This is a genomic window from Marinithermofilum abyssi (genome assembly GCF_014641195.1).
In the GTDB taxonomy this organism is placed as follows: Bacteria; Bacillota; Bacilli; order Thermoactinomycetales; family DSM-45169; genus Marinithermofilum; species Marinithermofilum abyssi.
Map to the genome: position 1 here is coordinate 363844 of NZ_BMHQ01000001.1, position 16156 is coordinate 379999.

At 52.7% G+C, this 16156-nt stretch carries 15 protein-coding genes; 6 read left to right on the forward strand and 9 right to left on the reverse strand.

Features of this window, described 5'->3' with window-relative positions; translation table 11 throughout:
* Positions 1-73: 73 nt before the first annotated feature.
* Positions 74-481: a hypothetical protein gene (locus IEW70_RS01720; RefSeq protein ID WP_188646193.1), complete on the forward strand. Its 408-nt coding sequence runs from the start codon at positions 74-76 to the stop codon at positions 479-481.
* Positions 482-769: 288 nt separating this feature from the next.
* Here the strand turns inward: IEW70_RS01720 and argS are convergent, their stop codons facing one another.
* From argS to speE, 4 genes are all read right to left on the reverse strand, one after another.
* Positions 770-2440 carry an arginine--tRNA ligase gene (gene argS, locus IEW70_RS01725; protein WP_188646194.1) on the reverse strand — a complete coding sequence of 557 codons (1671 nt, stop codon included), beginning with the start codon at positions 2438-2440 and terminating at the stop codon, positions 770-772.
* Between the two features lies 1 nt (position 2441).
* Entirely contained in the window at positions 2442-2867 is a 426-nt protein-coding gene (locus IEW70_RS01730; RefSeq protein ID WP_188646195.1) for a YwiB family protein, read from the reverse strand.
* Between the two features lie 108 nt (positions 2868-2975).
* Entirely contained in the window at positions 2976-3848 is an 873-nt protein-coding gene (speB, locus tag IEW70_RS01735; RefSeq protein WP_188646196.1) for an agmatinase, read from the reverse strand.
* A 2-nt stretch (positions 3849-3850) separates the two neighbouring features.
* Positions 3851-4687: a polyamine aminopropyltransferase gene (gene speE / locus IEW70_RS01740; RefSeq protein WP_188646301.1), complete on the reverse strand. Its 837-nt coding sequence runs from the start codon at positions 4685-4687 to the stop codon at positions 3851-3853.
* A gap of 231 nt (positions 4688-4918) precedes the next feature.
* Between speE and IEW70_RS01745 the strand changes: the two genes are divergently transcribed.
* Entirely contained in the window at positions 4919-6973 is a 2055-nt protein-coding gene (locus IEW70_RS01745) for a transglycosylase domain-containing protein (RefSeq protein ID WP_188646197.1), read from the forward strand.
* An 18-nt stretch (positions 6974-6991) separates the two neighbouring features.
* Here the strand turns inward: IEW70_RS01745 and IEW70_RS01750 are convergent, their stop codons facing one another.
* From IEW70_RS01750 to IEW70_RS01760, 3 genes are all read right to left on the reverse strand, one after another.
* On the reverse strand, positions 6992-7222 hold the full coding sequence (locus IEW70_RS01750) for a hypothetical protein (protein WP_229751732.1): 231 nt from the start codon (positions 7220-7222) through the stop codon (positions 6992-6994).
* A 179-nt stretch (positions 7223-7401) separates the two neighbouring features.
* Positions 7402-7902: a YwhD family protein gene (locus tag IEW70_RS01755; RefSeq protein ID WP_188646199.1), complete on the reverse strand. Its 501-nt coding sequence runs from the start codon at positions 7900-7902 to the stop codon at positions 7402-7404.
* A 293-nt stretch (positions 7903-8195) separates the two neighbouring features.
* A complete protein-coding gene (locus IEW70_RS01760) occupies positions 8196-9938 on the reverse strand; it encodes an ATP-binding protein (RefSeq protein ID WP_188646200.1) in 1743 nt (580 codons plus the stop codon).
* Positions 9939-10305: 367 nt separating this feature from the next.
* Between IEW70_RS01760 and IEW70_RS01765 the strand changes: the two genes are divergently transcribed.
* Complete coding sequence (locus IEW70_RS01765) at positions 10306-11709, forward strand: PTS transporter subunit EIIC (protein WP_188646201.1); 1404 nt, start codon at positions 10306-10308, stop codon at positions 11707-11709.
* A gap of 78 nt (positions 11710-11787) precedes the next feature.
* Positions 11788-12702 (forward strand): N-acetylmuramic acid 6-phosphate etherase, encoded by a 915-nt coding sequence (gene murQ / locus IEW70_RS01770; protein ID WP_188646202.1) that lies wholly within the window; start codon positions 11788-11790, stop codon positions 12700-12702.
* A 29-nt stretch (positions 12703-12731) separates the two neighbouring features.
* Here murQ and IEW70_RS01775 read toward each other — a convergent pair whose 3' ends face one another.
* Both IEW70_RS01775 and IEW70_RS01780 read right to left on the reverse strand, forming a co-directional pair.
* Complete coding sequence (locus IEW70_RS01775) at positions 12732-13409, reverse strand: hypothetical protein (protein ID WP_188646203.1); 678 nt, start codon at positions 13407-13409, stop codon at positions 12732-12734.
* Positions 13410-13591: 182 nt separating this feature from the next.
* Complete coding sequence (locus tag IEW70_RS01780; protein ID WP_188646204.1) at positions 13592-14335, reverse strand: YheC/YheD family protein; 744 nt, start codon at positions 14333-14335, stop codon at positions 13592-13594.
* A gap of 197 nt (positions 14336-14532) precedes the next feature.
* On the opposite strand from IEW70_RS01780, the gene IEW70_RS01785 reads away from it, so the two are divergent.
* Both IEW70_RS01785 and yycF read left to right on the forward strand, forming a co-directional pair.
* On the forward strand, positions 14533-15426 hold the full coding sequence (locus IEW70_RS01785; RefSeq protein ID WP_188646205.1) for a gluzincin family metallopeptidase: 894 nt from the start codon (positions 14533-14535) through the stop codon (positions 15424-15426).
* Between the two features lie 13 nt (positions 15427-15439).
* Entirely contained in the window at positions 15440-16150 is a 711-nt protein-coding gene (yycF, locus tag IEW70_RS01790; RefSeq protein WP_188646206.1) for a response regulator YycF, read from the forward strand.
* Positions 16151-16156: the final 6 nt, after the last annotated feature.

Genomic DNA, 16156 nt, shown 5'->3' on the forward strand with positions numbered 1-16156 from the left:
TCACTCACTAAACAAAACTGTGGCGTCGTTGGACTTCCCGATCAAGATAAACAAATAGGAGTGTGAGCACGATTTGATCCGGTTTCATTTCAGTGCATTGACCAAACATCCACTTTCTTCCATCCAGGAAACTATACAGCGGTGGAAAAAGATCGCGCACAAAGGAGAGAAACCACATACGAAAGTTCCCTCGGATTTCACGGCTCGGTATTCCAAAGGGATTTTGCTGGCCGGCTTAGGACTTTGGCTGGCATTTTTCCTGACGATGATCATCCACCCAAGCAGTCATGCAGCAGTAAAGGAGTGTCTGTGGATATATACATGGACTGCCGCTCCCGCAGGAGCCGTTATGGGTATCGCTGCCCGACGGAGAAACCACCCTCACGCACTGGCGCTCCTGCTCGGCAACCTGTGGATGATCCCCAGTATGCTGTTGTTTTGGTTTTTGGCGGTATTTGCGTATCCGATGATTTACGTGTGATAAAGAACCGCCTCCCTCTCGGGAGGCGGTTTGATTGATACTCCGATGTCGCAGATGTGACACTGTCCGTAAACCTACGGCGTATCTGGCAATTCAGGAGCTTTTTCGATAGGGGAGGATCGGTGTGATCGGCGAAGATTCTTTGCACTCACAGAGTACAAGTCTCGCCAAGGTCGCTCCGCTCCCTGGTCTCGCTATGCGCTTTTTGCAAGAGATCGGCGACGGCCACACCAGACCGGTCCCCCTAGAACAGATGTGCTCTCCGTTACCAAGAGACGATTCTTCTCTTTACATCTGTTTGGGAGCGTGGACGCCGATCAGGGACAAGCCGTTTTTCAATACTTGCGCCACCGCGGAAAGAAGCGTCAGCCGAGCCTGAGTCAATGTCGGATCGTCACCGATCACCCGGTGGGCATTGTAGTAACTGTGCAGCTGGGTAGCGAGATCGTACAAATACCGCACCACCCGGTGGGGCTGCATGTGATCCGCTGCCGTAGCCACCTCACCCGGAAACTCGCCCAGCTTCTGTAGAAGATCAAACTCCTGCTCTTCCTGCAACGCCGACAGATGAGTCGGATCCTTCTTCAACTGGATGCCCTTTTCTTCTGCCTGGCGGAACACGCTGTTGATCCGGGCATGGGCGTATTGCACATAAAACACCGGGTTTTCGTTGGATTGGGAGACAGCCAGATCCATATCGAAATCCAAGTGGGCGTCAGGACTCCGCATGGCAAAGATATAGCGGGTGGCGTCGACGCCGACTTCCTCCATCAGGTCGACCAGCGTCACGGCTTTCCCCGTCCGTTTGGACATCTTCACCAGTTCTCCGCCCTGGTATAGCTTCACCATCTGGGTGATCAGGAAGGTCATCTTGTCCGGATCGTAACCCAAGGCTTCCATCGCCGCACGCATCCGGGGAATGTACCCATGGTGGTCGGCACCGAAAATATTGATGATCCGGTCGAAGCCCCGCTCATACTTGTTGCGATGGTAGGCAATATCCGGAGTCAGGTAGGTGTTGGTGCCGTCCTGTTTCACCAACACCCGATCTTTGTCGTCGCCGTATTGGCTGGACTTGAGCCAGAGTGCGCCGTCTTTTTCAAAGGTTTCCCCGCGTTCGGTCAGGATTTTCACAACCTCGTCCACGGCACCGGATTCGTACAAAGATGTCTCAGAGAACCAATTGTCAAAGGTGACGCGGTACTTTTCCAAATCCCGTTTGATTTTGTCCAGCAGCTGTTTCAGCCCGTACTCCCGCAGAAAGGCCAGACGCTCCTCCCGCTCCATGGAAACCAGCCGGTCACCCTCTTCTTCCGCCAGCTTTTTCCCGATGTCGATAATGTCTTGGCCGCGATAGCCATCCTCGGGGAATTCCGCTTCCTGCCCCAAGGCTTCCAAATAGCGGGCTTCCAGGGAGAGGGCCATCATGCGGATCTGGTTGCCCGCATCGTTGATGTAATATTCCCGGGTTACATCATACCCGGCGGCATCCATCACGTTGCACAGCACATCCCCGATCGCCGCACCCCGGGCATGACCGAGGTGAAGGCTGCCGGTCGGGTTGGCACTGACAAACTCCACCAGCACCTTTTCCCCTTTGCCGGTATCTGTCCGTCCGTATTGTTCCCCTGCGGCTTCGATCTCGCGGAGCACATCCGTCAGATACGACCGATCGATAAAAAAGTTGATAAAGCCGGGTCCAGCCACTTCAATTTCTTTAATATGGGCTTTTTGCCGATCGATGCCCTCCACGATCTGCGTAGCGATTTCCCGCGGATTTTTCCGAGCGATACGGGTCAGCTGCATCGCCATGTTGGTGGCGAAGTCTCCGTGGGCTTTTTCCCGGGGCACTTCCAGCACAACCTCCGGGATTTGCGATTCATCCGCCAAACCGGCGTTCAGTACGGCCTGTTTGATCTCTTCCTTGAGCTGTTCCTGCATCCGTTCCAACGCGTTCATGTCAGGCAGACACCCCCGTCCATTGGATCTTCAATTGGTAATGGCCCATCTCTTCTCCTGCCATTCGCAAGCGAAAGGAAAATTGGATCTGTCCGTGTGATTCTTCCATCCGTCGCCGATAATCCAGGGTATGAACTTCCATCTCCGCCTTACCGCCTGGAGTCTCCACAAGGCTGAGGGATGTTTGACCCGGCCGGTAGGTGACACGATAAGAGACAGCTCCCTGCCGGATGACCGTCACTTCGTCCTCTTTGGCTTTCACCGTAGTCCGCACTTCTTCCTGCGTCCCCGGCTCCTCCCAATAGCGAAGTACCCATCGATCCTCTTTTTGGTCAAAATGACCCTTCAGTTGTTGCTCGATGCGTTCGACATCCTCTTGATCATCGGAACGGATCTCTGAAACGATGTCCAGGCGAATCGGTTTCAACAATGCCCGTCCCCTTTCCGATTGTAGATATCTTATCACTCGTTGGAGTGAAATTCCAATCAATGACAAACTTCCCTCTCACAAAAAAGAGGGAAGTCGTCAGACCGTTCACTTCGTAAAGCCTAGCAGCATCTCCCGAACCGCCTTGGCAGCAACGACAGGCGTTTGCTCCGTGGGATCGTAAGCGGGTGCGACTTCCACCAGGTCCGCACCCACTACATGGACTCCGGAGCGGGCAATGGCATGGATGGCTTCAAACAGCTCGTTGCTAGTGATCCCGCCGGGTTCCGGGGTTCCGGTGCCCGGTGCGAAAGCCGGATCCAGCACATCGATGTCGATCGTCACATACACAGGCCGGTCCTTCAATTGCGGGAGAACTTCTTTTAGCGGCTTCAGCACTTCAAAGGGGTAGAAGTGAATCCTTTCCTGTTCCGCATAGGAGAACTCTTCCTTCGTCCCGGAACGAATGCCAAATTGGTACACATTTTCCGGGCCCAACAGCTGGGCAATTTTGCGGAGAGGAGTGGCATGGGAGAGGATTTCCCCTTCATAATCCGTACGCAAGTCCGCATGGGCATCGATATGGATCACGGCCAGCTTGCGATGGTATTGGTTAATCTCCCGAACCACCGGCCAAGTGACCAAATGCTCCCCACCCAGGCCAAAAGGCATCTTTTTACTAGCCATTACCTTGGCGACAAAGCGGCCGATCTGATCGAGGCTCTTCTCCGGATTCCCAAATGGTAGCGGAATATCTCCGGCATCATAGTAGCGGATCTCGGACAAATCCCGGCGCAGATAGGGGCTGAACTCCTCCAATACCAAGGAAACCTCCCGGATTCGCCCCGGGCCGAAACGGGAACCCGGCCGAAAGCTGGCCGTCCAATCCATCGGCATTCCGTAAATGACCGATTGGGCTTCGTTCAGCTCGGGCGTCGCCCCGATAAACACCTTACCGGAATATGCTTCGTTAAACCGCATCGTTATCCCTCCTGCTCAAGCAGTTCCGACACAAAGCGAGGCAGTTGGAACAAGGCATGGTGCATGCCGGGGTGATAATATTTGGTTTCCAACGGTGTAAAACGGCTTTCTTCCACTTGGAGCGGATCCATTTCTTTGGAACCGAGAGTAAAGCTCCACAATCCGCTGGGATAGGTGGGAATGCTGGCCGTATAGAGACGGGTAATCGGGAAGATGCCGGAGATGTCCCGGTATACCTGAGAAATCAGCTCCCGGTTGAACCACGGAGATTCCGTCTGAGCCACCATCACACCGCCCGGACGCAGGGCTTCATAAATCCCTTGATAAAAAGGCTTTTGGAAAAGCCCGACCGCCGGCCCAACAGGCTCTGTGGAATCGACCAAAATCACATCGTATTTACCGGGGTTGGCCTCAATGTGCTTGATTCCATCCTCCACTTTGATCTCCACCCGAAGATCCGTCAACTTTCCGGCGATTTCCGGAAAATATTTCTGGGATACTTCAATCACCCGGCGGTCGATTTCGCACAGAGTGGCCGTTTCCACACTCGGGTGTTTCAGCACTTCCCGGATGGCTCCGCCGTCCCCGCCCCCGATCACCAGTACGCGCTTCGGCTCGGGATGGGTAAACATCCCCACATGGGTCAGCATCTCATGATAAACAAACTCATCTTTGTCCGTAGTCATCACCATGCCGTCCAGCACCAGCATATTGCCGAACTGCTTGGTTTCGATCACATCCAGTGTTTGAAATTCGGTCTGCTCATGATGTAGCGTCTTTCCGATTTTGGCGGTAATCCCAAAATTCGGTGTTTGCTTTTCCGTATACCATAGTTCCATATCCATGGTCTTGATTCTCCTTCCAAAAGCCCGGAACGGCTTGTCCCTTCCATATGAAAAAACCCTCCCTATAGGATAATCCAACTGTTGACGGGAAACAATCGGAATCTTTTTGGCAGGCGAAAATCCCTTGTTCCCCAGGAATAGAAATGTTTCCCAATCTGCATACTAACGGGGAAACGCAATCTCTTCTTTTGCAACGAGGGACCAATAGCCAAGGAGGCTGTCACCATGGGCGATGACATCGACCGCATGCTGCCCCGGGAAACAGGATCCCACTCGGTTGATTTTGACCGTTGGTGGTTTTGGGGAGCCCGGATTTTTCGATGGACATGGATGGGAATTGCAGGGCTGCTATGTTTGGCTCTTGTCACGGTGCTCTACCTGAAATCCCGTCCCTTGCCGCCTCCGGAAATCCCGATGACGACGAAGATCCTGGATATTCATGGCCGCCCCATCGACCAACTGGATTCCGGTGAACACCGGGAGCCCATCCGCTTGGGAAAGCTGCCGCCTCATCTGATCCAGGCAACGCTGGCGGCTGAAGATCAGCGTTTCTTCCAGCACTGGGGGTTTTCAGCAAAAGGCATTGCCCGTGCGATATGGGTTAATCTTCGTGAGGGGCGCCTGGCTCAAGGAGCCAGCACCATCACCCAACAGTTGGCGCGCAACCTGTATCTGACCCATGACCGCACATGGTCCCGCAAGGTGCGGGAAGCCATGTTAACCGCCCAGCTGGAGCTCCACTATTCCAAAAAAGAAATCTTGGAGATGTATCTCAACAAAATATACTACGGACACGGCGCTTACGGGATTGGGCGGGCCGCCCGTCTCTACTTCGGCAAAGACGCAAAAGATCTCACTCTGGCGGAAAGCGCGATGTTGGCGGGGATTCCCCGGGGACCCCGGTGGTTTTCACCGCTGGAATACCCGGATCGGGCTAAATCCAGGCAAAAAATGATCTTAGACGCAATGGCCCGACAAGGAAAAATCAGCCGTCAGGAAGCCGCTGCAGCTAAGTCCCAGACGCTCACCTATGCTCCGCCGCCCAAACCTGCGCCGGCCAGAGCGCCTTACTTCCGGGATTATGTGCTGAAGGCCGCAGTGCAACAATGGGGGCTGGACGAGCATGAAGTGCGAAACGGCGGACTAAAAATCACCACCACGCTGGATCTATCCATCCAACAGAAAGCGGAGCAGGCGGTTCAACGTTATCTTTCCAATCAGGGAGACTTGCAGGCAGCATTGGTAAGTGTGGAACCAGCCACCGGGTATATCAAGGCGATGGTAGGCGGCAAAGATTATCGTCAATCTCCCTACAACCGCGTGTTCGGCAAGCGACAGCCCGGTTCCACCTTCAAACCGATTCTCTACTTGGCCGCTCTACAGGATGGGCTGACCCCGTTAACCCGGTTTGAAAGCCGTCCAACCGTGTTTCCCTATGAAGGAGGTACGTATGAGCCCTCCAACTACCATGACCGGTATGCCTACCGCCCGATCACCATGCAGGAAGCGATCGCCACTTCAGACAATGTATATGCTGTCAGCACCCATCTGTTAATCGGACGAAACCAAGCGATTCAGATGGCTCGGCTGCTGGGGATTGTCAGCCCGCTTCAACCGGTTCCGTCGCTGGCACTGGGAAGCAGTGCCGTCAGCCCCTATGAGATGGTGCAAGCCTACGCCGCTATCGCCGATAATGGCCGCCACCGTACTCCTGTGGCCATTTTGCGAATCGAAGATGCCCGGGGAGAGCCGATTGATCCGCCGCAAGCAGCTCCCGTCCAACAAACATCAGCTCCCGCATCCTTCGTACTCACTAAGATGATGGAAACCGTGTTTCAACCGGGAGGGACAGCCAACCGGGTGGGACAAATGCTTCCCTACCGGTCCATCGCCGGCAAAACGGGCAGCACCCACTGGGATTCCTGGCTGTCCGGGTTTACCCCCAACCTGGCAACCACGGTGTGGCTCGGTTACGACAAAGGCAAACCGCTGCCCGACGGCGCCTCCCGTCTGACGCACAATATCTGGGGAAGTTATATGCGCGATGCTTTGCGGGGCAAGCCGAATCCACCCTTTCAACCTCCGTCCGGGGTGGTCAAAGTACAGGTGGACCCGGCAACAGGCTACTTAGCTACCTCTCGATGCCCCCGTGCCAGGGAAATGTTTTTTATCGCAGGGACAGAACCTAGACAGACTTGTCCCAACCATCCCTTCACAACTCCTTCTCCCCCGTCTCCTTCATTGTTGGAGCGCCTAAAAAAATGGTGGTTCGGTTCATAACCGAGCCACCATTTTTATTCAGCACTCATTGCTGCCGCCGATTTTTCCTTCGCCGTCTGCCAGCAAACCATCATTGTAAAACGTAATCAATCCTGCCCGTCCCAACTCGTTCAACACTTCGTACAGACTATCCCGCTTATCCGCAGGCAGCGAGTTGACGAACTGGTTGATTTCTTCCGCTGGGGCATTGGTCGAAAAGTGCACCCCGCCATGACGGGCGAAATGCTCTTCTTGCTGCCCATGATTCACTTGACACCCCCCCTTCATCAGCAGTATGCGCATCAGGGGGAGGGATTAATCGAACAAACAAAAACAGCGGGGATTTTCCCGCTGTTTTTGTGTCCTAGTAATCGGTTCCGATAAGCTGAGTTCAGTGTACCCCAGTTTTTGGCCCGAAACAAGTCTCATTTCCCTTATTCACACAGCGTTCACTTTTCTGTCACATTCAATATCGCGTGTAATTCTTCAGGAGAATTCTCCCATATCGACAGATTATTCTCTTGCAAAAGTTTCTTCAGGGCTTGCTTACTTTCCGGCGGCAGCGAATCCAGTTTATATCTGCGTTTCAGTGCGTCATCCATTCGGTTCACATGTTCGGCCAGGTTCTTCCATCCGCGCCGCGCTTCCCGGTCCACAGTCATCGGACAAGCAGCCATCCCCGCGTAGTAGGGGCCGCTCTCGTTGCGGTCAACAGCAACCCACACCACCCAATAGGGCTTACCGTTCGGAACTTCATCGGGATTGCTGGTAAACTTGATCCCCCGTTCCACTGCACTTTTGGCGTGAATCAACCCCAGATCAATTTTAGCCTCATCACCGTCAATCAGCACAGAAGAGAGATTACTGAGGTTGAGTGTCCCCGTATAGTAGCCGCCGTGTGTGGTGGAATCACCGCTGATAATATTGAAGCCGTTGTTTTTCTTTTTCATCTCGACAGCCCCCTTTGTACCCTTCTTTTTATTTTATAGCAGGAGGATGGGTGGATGCAAAAGAGCTGACATCAGCTCCCTTATCGAGCTCGCCGTTGCAATACTATCCGTTCTATATACAGAGTGACTGTAAAGCACAGCAATACTCATTAGCACAATCTAAATGCCCTGTCACGTATTGTCGCTTTCGCTCCAGGTCGTGCTTTATTCGCTTTTTTCCTTGGTCCTGCTAAATCTGGGTACGTTTTTTTCGGAGATAGTGTTTGTCAGCATCTCCTGATTCGACTGTTTTTTCAACGACTTTTCATCATATACCGATCTTCGACGAAAATTTCCCGGGAAATTTCCCTCATATGATCTTTTTTCAACGAGGATATAGACGGGTTGGATTGACGCACCGGCAGGTGAAGGCTGAACACGGTTCCCCTACCCGGTTGACTGGTCACGTGTACTTGACCGCCGTGATCCGAAATAATTCGATGGCAAATAGACAGTCCCATTCCTGTTCCGTCCCCTTTTGTCGTGAAAAAAGGGTCGAAAATACGGGACATGTGCTCAGGCTGAATGCCCGAACCATTATCTTCCACCCGGATGCTGATCCGGTCCTGGAGCTGTTTCCAGCTCACCCGGACTTCCCCTTTTCCCTGCAACGCTTCCAACCCGTTTTGTACCAGGTTGATTAGTACCTGCTTCAATTGTTCCGCATCTGCTTCAATAATCACCGCATCTTCCGGAGGAATGGCCGTTAGTTCTTGTCCCATCAGGATGGATTTGGGACGGAGAAGCTGAAGGACATCGTCGATGAGACGGTCCAAGTTAAAAAGCATAAACCGTGCTGGACGGGATTCGCTCAGGTGCAGAAATTGTTTGAGCAAGTCATTGATCCGGTCGATTTCCGGCAATATAATCGACTCCCATTTTTTCACTTCCAACGACTCGGAAGCAGAGATTTGAATAAATCCGCGAATTGATGTTAACGGGTTGCGGATTTCGTGAGCAAGACCTGCCGCCAGTTGGCCGACTGCCGACAATTTTTCCAAGTGTCTGCGGCGTTCATCTTCCTGATCCCGAATGCGCCGCTGTTCAATGGAAAGACGCTGTTCCGCCAATTGAATCAGTTCCGGTGCATGGTTGGCCTCATTCGGGTAGGTGGCCGTTCCCGTACAATAGTTCACAATGGTCCGCTGGGGTTGCAAACCGTTGATGACATGTTCGATCGTTTCCAACATACCGCGCAATGCGCGCTCATCCCCTATTAATCCCACAGCGAACTGGTCCCCGTCATAGCGGGCTATCTGTGTATAGTGGGGCAGCTTTTTCTTGAGCTGCTGGGCAATCTTGATTAACAGCTGATCACCACCGTCCGTTCCTTCCCGCATGTTTACCTGCTGAAAATCCACCAAGTCGATACAGACCACATGATAGCATTGCCCACCCGTGCACCGGGACAGGCTCTTGCTCACCTGCTCCTGAAATCCGCTGAAGTTGTACAACCCGGTTAAAACATCCCGACGAGAAGTTTCCTCCAATTCTTCAATATATTCGTATAAACGTTCCTGTGCATCAGAAACCTTTTTCAACAGCCGACGGTTTTCTTCTTTGAGCTGATCTACCCGAGCCAAAGCCATTTTGGAATGGCAACTGAACCAGGTGATCAAACCGAAAGCCGCCCCTTCGGCCAACCAAGTCCAGACCGATTCCATCTGCCGATGGTCCAAGATCTCCATCAACAGATAACCGCCGTAGAAAAGAAAGCCATGGACCGGTACATAGTACTTGGGCAAACGAATATTCACCAGGCCCAATGCAGTGATATAAACCCATATGAACTCAATGGAATCCGCTGAATAATCCAATGCGGAACATGAAGCCAATACCAACAGCCCATACAATAAGCCCGGCATTTTCCGAAGCCAACGCTTTTTCATCATCAACAACCCATTCAACAGCGTCAGTGCCAACACAAATATCACCCAACGGGCGGCAGAAGCGGCAATCATTCCTTCTCCCAGCCAGGTGCTCAACCCATCGGACAAAACCGATCCCCCCTGATCTTCCAACCCTCTCTGGATGTTTAGCCATTGCTGTATGGTGGAGTCGTTCATCTCTATACGAAGCAACATCCCGAACACGGGTATGCAAACGGTTGCCTTATCACATCTCACTCAATCGATGTCGCCGCAGAATAACGTAGTCATTCCACTCTACCTGTCGGGATTCCTGCAATTTTCACCTGCTTCGACAAAATCAGTCAAACTTCGATAAAAAATATCCTGCTTTTTATGGTAGGATTCAAATATTAGGAACATTCAAACCCTTTCACTCAGGACTTACGAATCAGTCATGATTTTTCGCTGCCGCTCGTACTTTTATAGTAAATCCACTCTACAAGGAGGGAGCTTCATGGAAAAAGAGAGAGAGTTGGCGTTATCCATTTTGGAGCATGTCGGGGGCAGAGAGAATCTGCTTTCCCTACATCACTGCATGACCCGTCTGCGCTTGACTCCCAAAAAACGCGATTCCGTCGACCTCGAAAAATTGAAAGGGATCTCCGGCGTGATGGGCGTTGTGGAACAATCAGGGCAACTCCAAATCATTCTCGGCCCCGGAGTCGTCAACAAAGTCACCCGCTATCTCACCGATGAGACCGGGATGGAAGCGGAATCGGTGGAAGATTTGCAAGCTGCAGTCCAAGATACGAACCGAACTCCGTTCAAATTGTTTTTGCGTAAGCTGGCCAATATTTTCATCCCATTAATCCCGGCCATTGTTGCCGGGGGGTTGATTTCGGGCATCACCGGCATCATCGTGTATACCTTGGATGTCAGCGAAACCAACCAATGGATTCAGTTGTTGAATGCGATCAGCAGTGTCATCTTCTTTTATCTTTCCGTCTTTGTAGGGATCAACACCGCACGGGAGTTCGGAGGAACACCGGCTTTGGGAGGTGTTGCGGGGGGATTGTTGTATTTGCCAGCTATCGCTGAAATCACCCTGTTCGGTGATAAACTGATCCCAGGACGCGGCGGTTTGATCGGGGTACTGCTCGCTGCCTGGTTTATCTCCGTGGTGGAGAAACAAGTGCGTAAACGGACGCCTGCAGCTCTGGATATTATCGTCACTCCCGCGGTTTCCCTGTTGATTACCGGTCTTGCTACGTATGCGGTCTTGCAACCAGTCGGGGGTTACATCTCCGACGGCATCACCAACGGCCTTACCAGCCTGCTAAATGCCGGGGGCGCCGCCGGATCCGCCGTCAGCGGTGCCGTACTGGCCGGAACCTTCCTCCCTCTGGTCATCACCGGACTGCATCATGGATTGACTCCGATTCACATGGATCTCTTGGCCAAAACGGGACTGGATCCCCTGCTGCCCATTCTGGCCATGGGGGGAGCAGGACAGGTGGGAGCAGCCTTTGCTGTCTATCTGAAAACCAGGAATCAAACCCTGCGCAACGTAATCAAGGGCGGGCTGCCGGTGGGAATTCTGGGCATCGGGGAACCGCTGATCTTCGGAGTTACCCTGCCCTTGGGGCGCCCCTTTATCACCGCCTGTCTCGGCGCCGCAGTAGGAGGCGCTTTTCAATCGGTGCTGAACATCGCTTCCATCGCCATCGGTGTATCCGGTTTGCCCTTGGCACTGTTGATTAAAACGGATCAGATCTTTTTGTACGTGGCCGGTGTCCTGATCGCCTACGTCGCCGGCTTTGCCTTTACCTGGCTGTTCGGTTATACCAAAGAAATGGATCAACGCTATGGAACGACAATCAACACCTCTGCTTCGGCAGGGATTCCCGCGGCCATGTAAAATAGAATCCGATAAAAGCAATACGGGCAGCTTCCAGCAGAAGAAGCTGCCCCCTTATTTAAAGGAGGCGGCTCGTTCATGGACAATCCATCTCACCCGCAGCCGATTACGGAGCGCGTGAATGAAAACACCCGCAACCTGGATCGTATGACCGCACTGGAAATCGTTACAGTGATGAACCAAGAAGATCATCTAGTGCCGGCCGCCATTCAACCGGTTCTCCCGGCCGTGGCCCGTACGGTCGACCACATGGTGGACACCTTAAAACAGGGCGGTCGCATCTTTTATATCGGTGCCGGTACCAGCGGCCGTCTAGGAGTGCTGGATGCATCCGAATGCCCGCCGACATTTTCCACGGACCCGGAATGGGTACAGGGCATTATCGCTGGAGGCGACTGGGCCCTGCGCCATGCCGTGGAGGGGGCGGAAGATTCACCCGAACAGGGAGCCCGGGATCTGATGGCACGTGATTTCTGTTCGCGGGATCTCTGCATCGGTTTGGCTGCCAGCGGCCGTACTCCGTATGTACAAGGAGCCATCTCCCATGCAAAGAAAATAGGAGCTTTGACAGCAGTGATCACCTGTAATCCCGGTTCTCCTCTGGGACGCTTGGCTGATATCCCCATAGAAGTGAATGTCGGTCCCGAAGTGTTGGTGGGATCCACCCGGTTAAAAGCCGGGACAGCTCAAAAGCTGATTCTCAATATGTTGAGCACTGCTGCCATGGTCCGCATGGGCAAAGTCTATGAAAATCTGATGGTCGATCTTCATCCGTCCAATCAAAAACTGAAACAGCGGGCACGGCGCATCGTACAATCCGTTACAGGGGCCTGCAAAGACGAAGTGGAACAAGCATTGATCAAATGCGGCGGCGAAACCAAAACAGCCATCCTGATGTTGATGGCCGGCCTGGATCCCGAGGAAGCCCGTTACCGATTGAATGAAGCGGACGGAATGATTCAGAAGGCGTTGGAAAATGTGCTGAATAAGTAAAGCGGAGGGCGGTTTCCTCCACTTTACACTTACCCCATCCGGTTGACCAGATTGGAAAACTCCCGCATGGCTCCTTCCTTTGCCTTCCCTTCCCCCCGGACAGCACGACCCTGCCTTTCATCCCAATACTCGTAGGGATCCTTCATCTCGGTCATCTCCCGCTTCAACCCGTTGACATAAGGACCGGATCCACGATACTCCGGCGCGGCTGCCGAGTACACGCCCGCTTCTTGAGAGATTGTTCCCAAGTCATTCTCCGGAGTGCGGGCAAAAGCCGCCGGTTGCGAAAAAGCGCCGGCTCCGGGACGGGAAGACGACCACCGGTAACGAGGGGGCTGTGACTGGGGATAGACCGGCTTCCGTTCTTGTTCTCCCATCAGGGTATGTATAATCGTTTCCTTCAGGATATTCTTTATCTCCTCGCTCCGATAACCGTTTTCCAAACTCTCGACCCACTCGTATACGGAGCCGTCTTCCGAGGTAAACGTCACATTGCGCTGGGTGGGGGCCAACTCTTCAAAAGATTGCAGGCGCTGTTGGAACTGATCGATATCGCAAATGGTTTCCAGGGGAAAGTACATTCCCTTCAGATACGACTGGATGCAGTACTTGACCAGTACAGGAAACTGCCCGCGCGGCAGAATGTCATACCAGTTCCGCAAAAAACGGTCTTTCTTCCCAAGATATACGCCTACTGTAATTGCCATGATAATACCACCCTTCAAGAATAAAATCTTGACCCTCTTTCCTATGAAAAACCAGTTGTGTTAAGGGGCAGCTTGATTTTCTACATGAGCCGCCCCCAAATCCTTCTTTTGCCAAATATAGTATCAATGGCTTGGTCCGCCCGTCAACAGAAGATTTTGTCGAATTTCGCCCCGATAGAGATTTAAATCACGGAACGGTGGCGTCGCATGATATTCCGGTAAACATGGGGATCGTCTATTGAACGAAACAGCATGAACCGAGGCGCGGTGTTCACTTCAAAAATCCACAGACGTCCGTTCCGGTCCGTCCCCACATCCAGCCCCAACTCCCGTATTCCGGGAAACCGCTGTTCCAGCACTTCCGCCGTCAGCATGGAAATGCGCCGGCAATCCTCCATGATTCGCTGAACCGCAGGGGAGTTTTTTCCCCAGACCTCTTCCAGTGCACGTCGGACTGCCATTGGCTTGCCTCCCTTGCAACGATTGGTCACAAAAAAGCCCTTGGCAGCCACTTTGGCTATCATGCCGGAGAAAATCCAATGCTGGTCCGGCTTTTGCATCAAAAGTCGCAAATCAAACGGGCGTCCGTCGATCCGCGCCACATCAATCCCTTGCTGAATAATATACCTCTTGTTGGGCAGCATTCCCTGTTCCAGTAACGGGATTAATTCCGCTTCGTTTGCAAATCGGGTTTGCCGCCGATAACTGGCCTGGTATCGTTCCCCCTTTTTCTCCACCCGAAGAATACCGGCTCCCCCGCCTCCTTTATCCGGCTTGATATATACCACCGAAAACATCCGGAGCATCTGCAACAAAGCATCCTCTGAATACCACACGGTTTTTGGCAGGAATAAACGTAGCACCGGATGTTTCTGCATCACCCTGGTTTTTAACGATTTGCTGGCAATTTGTCGGTAGGGACGCATTCCTTGCCGCTCCTCTCTCCCGCTTGTTTCGGGTGTGCGTTCGGTTCATTTTATTCACCGAACGAACGAACAGGGAAACAATCCTGGTGCCCATTTTTCACAGCATTACCGCGCTTCATTTTCCTCATAAATACATGGATGTGTTAAAATGGAACGTGTCTAATCTCTCATTGTTTCGACTAAAGGATTGTGGGAAAATGAAAACAACTCTCCGTATTATTCGTTGGTTTCATTGGGTTTTCATATATATTCTGTTATTTGGATTGTTCTTTGGACAAATTCACCCGGGGGTTCATGCGGTAGCATGGACGCAGCCCGTTCTTCATGAAGGAAACAAACTGGTGGAAACTTGGCGGTTCCGGGATGCCGAGCGGATACAAACCGAGCATATCTCCCTGTTCTATCCCCCATCCCTCAAACCCCAAGCTCGATTAATCGCCCGGGAAGCAGAAAGAGTGTATGCCCGGTTTGAACAGCGTTATGGGCTTCCGCTGAACGATCCGGTACCCGTCTTTCTGTTTCCCGACCGTACTTCACTGCAGGAACATTTTTTCTGGCACAAAGGACAAAGCGCATCCGGTGTCTATTATTCCGGCGCGATCTATCTTTTGAACCCTCACATATGGGACCAAAAATTACCCGATCCGAAGGCCGACCCCCAAACTTGGGCGAAACGGTTCCGCCGTCAAGGGCCGTTGGTTCATGAGTTTGCTCATTTGTACCTGGACAAGATCACCAAGGGTAACTACCCCCGGTGGTACACGGAAGCTTTTGCCCAATGGGTGGAATACAAAGAAATCGGGTATGAATGGACCCCCGGCTCAAATCAGCGCCCGGACGCCCTGTACGCCTACAGCGACCTGCTCCGCCATTTTGATGACTTGCCGGATCAGGCATTGGCCTACCGGGAATCCTTTCTCTTCCTTCAGTGGAGCATTCGCCGACAGGGAGAAGATTCCCTGGGGAAACTTCACAAAGAGCTGAAACGCGGACAGGACTTTGCGGCAGCCTGGCAAGAGGTGTATGGAGAGACACCGGATGATTCCTTCCGGCAATGGGCCCGTCAAGCCGGATATCAACTTCGTGATTGAGGTGTCGTAACCAATGGCGAAAATTCTCGTGGTGGAAGATGAAAAACCCATTGCAGATATTTTGCAATTCAACTTGAGCAAAGAAGGATACGAAGTGGAATGTGTTCATGACGGAGATGAAGCGGTGCATCGTATTTTTCAGGATCCGCCGGACTTGGTTCTGCTGGATTTGATGCTGCCCGGTACCGACGGCATCGAAGTCTGTCGAAAAGTGCGCCAATCTTTCCAGATGCCCATCATCATGGTGACCGCCAAGGATTCGGAAGTGGACAAGGTGCTAGGGCTGGAAATCGGTGCGGACGACTACGTTACCAAACCCTTCAGCAACCGGGAACTGCTGGCCCGCATCAAGGCCAACCTGCGCCGTTCCAAGAATCAGCCGGATCAACCCCCTGCCGCTTCCTCCAGCCATGTGCTGCAGGTGGGGGCACTCGCCATCGATCAGAGTAGCTATACTGTCAAGAAAAACAAAAGCGCTCTCGATTTGACGCATCGAGAATTCGAGTTGCTGCTGTATATGGCCAAACATGTCAATCAAGTATTAACCCGGGAACATTTGCTTCAATCGGTGTGGGGGTATGACTACTTCGGGGATGTACGAACGGTGGACGTGACCATCCGCCGACTGCGGGAAAAGATCGAGGATGACCCGAGCCAACCCCGATACATCATCACCCGCCGGGGCATCGGCTACACCATGCGGGATCCCTCCCAAGAGCGGTGATCGGCG

Excerpts from the sequence above, each read along its gene's own strand:
- speE (WP_188646301.1), bottom strand. The coding sequence starts at position 4,687 with ATGGAACTATGGTATACGGAAAAGCAAACACCGAATTTTGGGATTACC.
- murQ (WP_188646202.1), top strand. The coding sequence starts at position 11,788 with ATGGACAATCCATCTCACCCGCAGCCGATTACGGAGCGCGTGAATGAA.
- IEW70_RS01765 (WP_188646201.1), top strand. The coding sequence starts at position 10,306 with ATGGAAAAAGAGAGAGAGTTGGCGTTATCCATTTTGGAGCATGTCGGG.
- IEW70_RS01780 (WP_188646204.1), bottom strand. The coding sequence starts at position 14,335 with ATGCGTCCCTACCGACAAATTGCCAGCAAATCGTTAAAAACCAGGGTG.
- IEW70_RS01775 (WP_188646203.1), bottom strand. The coding sequence starts at position 13,409 with ATGGCAATTACAGTAGGCGTATATCTTGGGAAGAAAGACCGTTTTTTG.
- argS (WP_188646194.1), bottom strand. The coding sequence starts at position 2,440 with ATGAACGCGTTGGAACGGATGCAGGAACAGCTCAAGGAAGAGATCAAA.
- speB (WP_188646196.1), bottom strand. The coding sequence starts at position 3,848 with ATGCGGTTTAACGAAGCATATTCCGGTAAGGTGTTTATCGGGGCGACG.
- IEW70_RS01755 (WP_188646199.1), bottom strand. The coding sequence starts at position 7,902 with ATGAAAAAGAAAAACAACGGCTTCAATATTATCAGCGGTGATTCCACC.
- IEW70_RS01785 (WP_188646205.1), top strand. The coding sequence starts at position 14,533 with ATGAAAACAACTCTCCGTATTATTCGTTGGTTTCATTGGGTTTTCATA.
- yycF (WP_188646206.1), top strand. The coding sequence starts at position 15,440 with ATGGCGAAAATTCTCGTGGTGGAAGATGAAAAACCCATTGCAGATATT.
- IEW70_RS01745 (WP_188646197.1), top strand. The coding sequence starts at position 4,919 with ATGGGCGATGACATCGACCGCATGCTGCCCCGGGAAACAGGATCCCAC.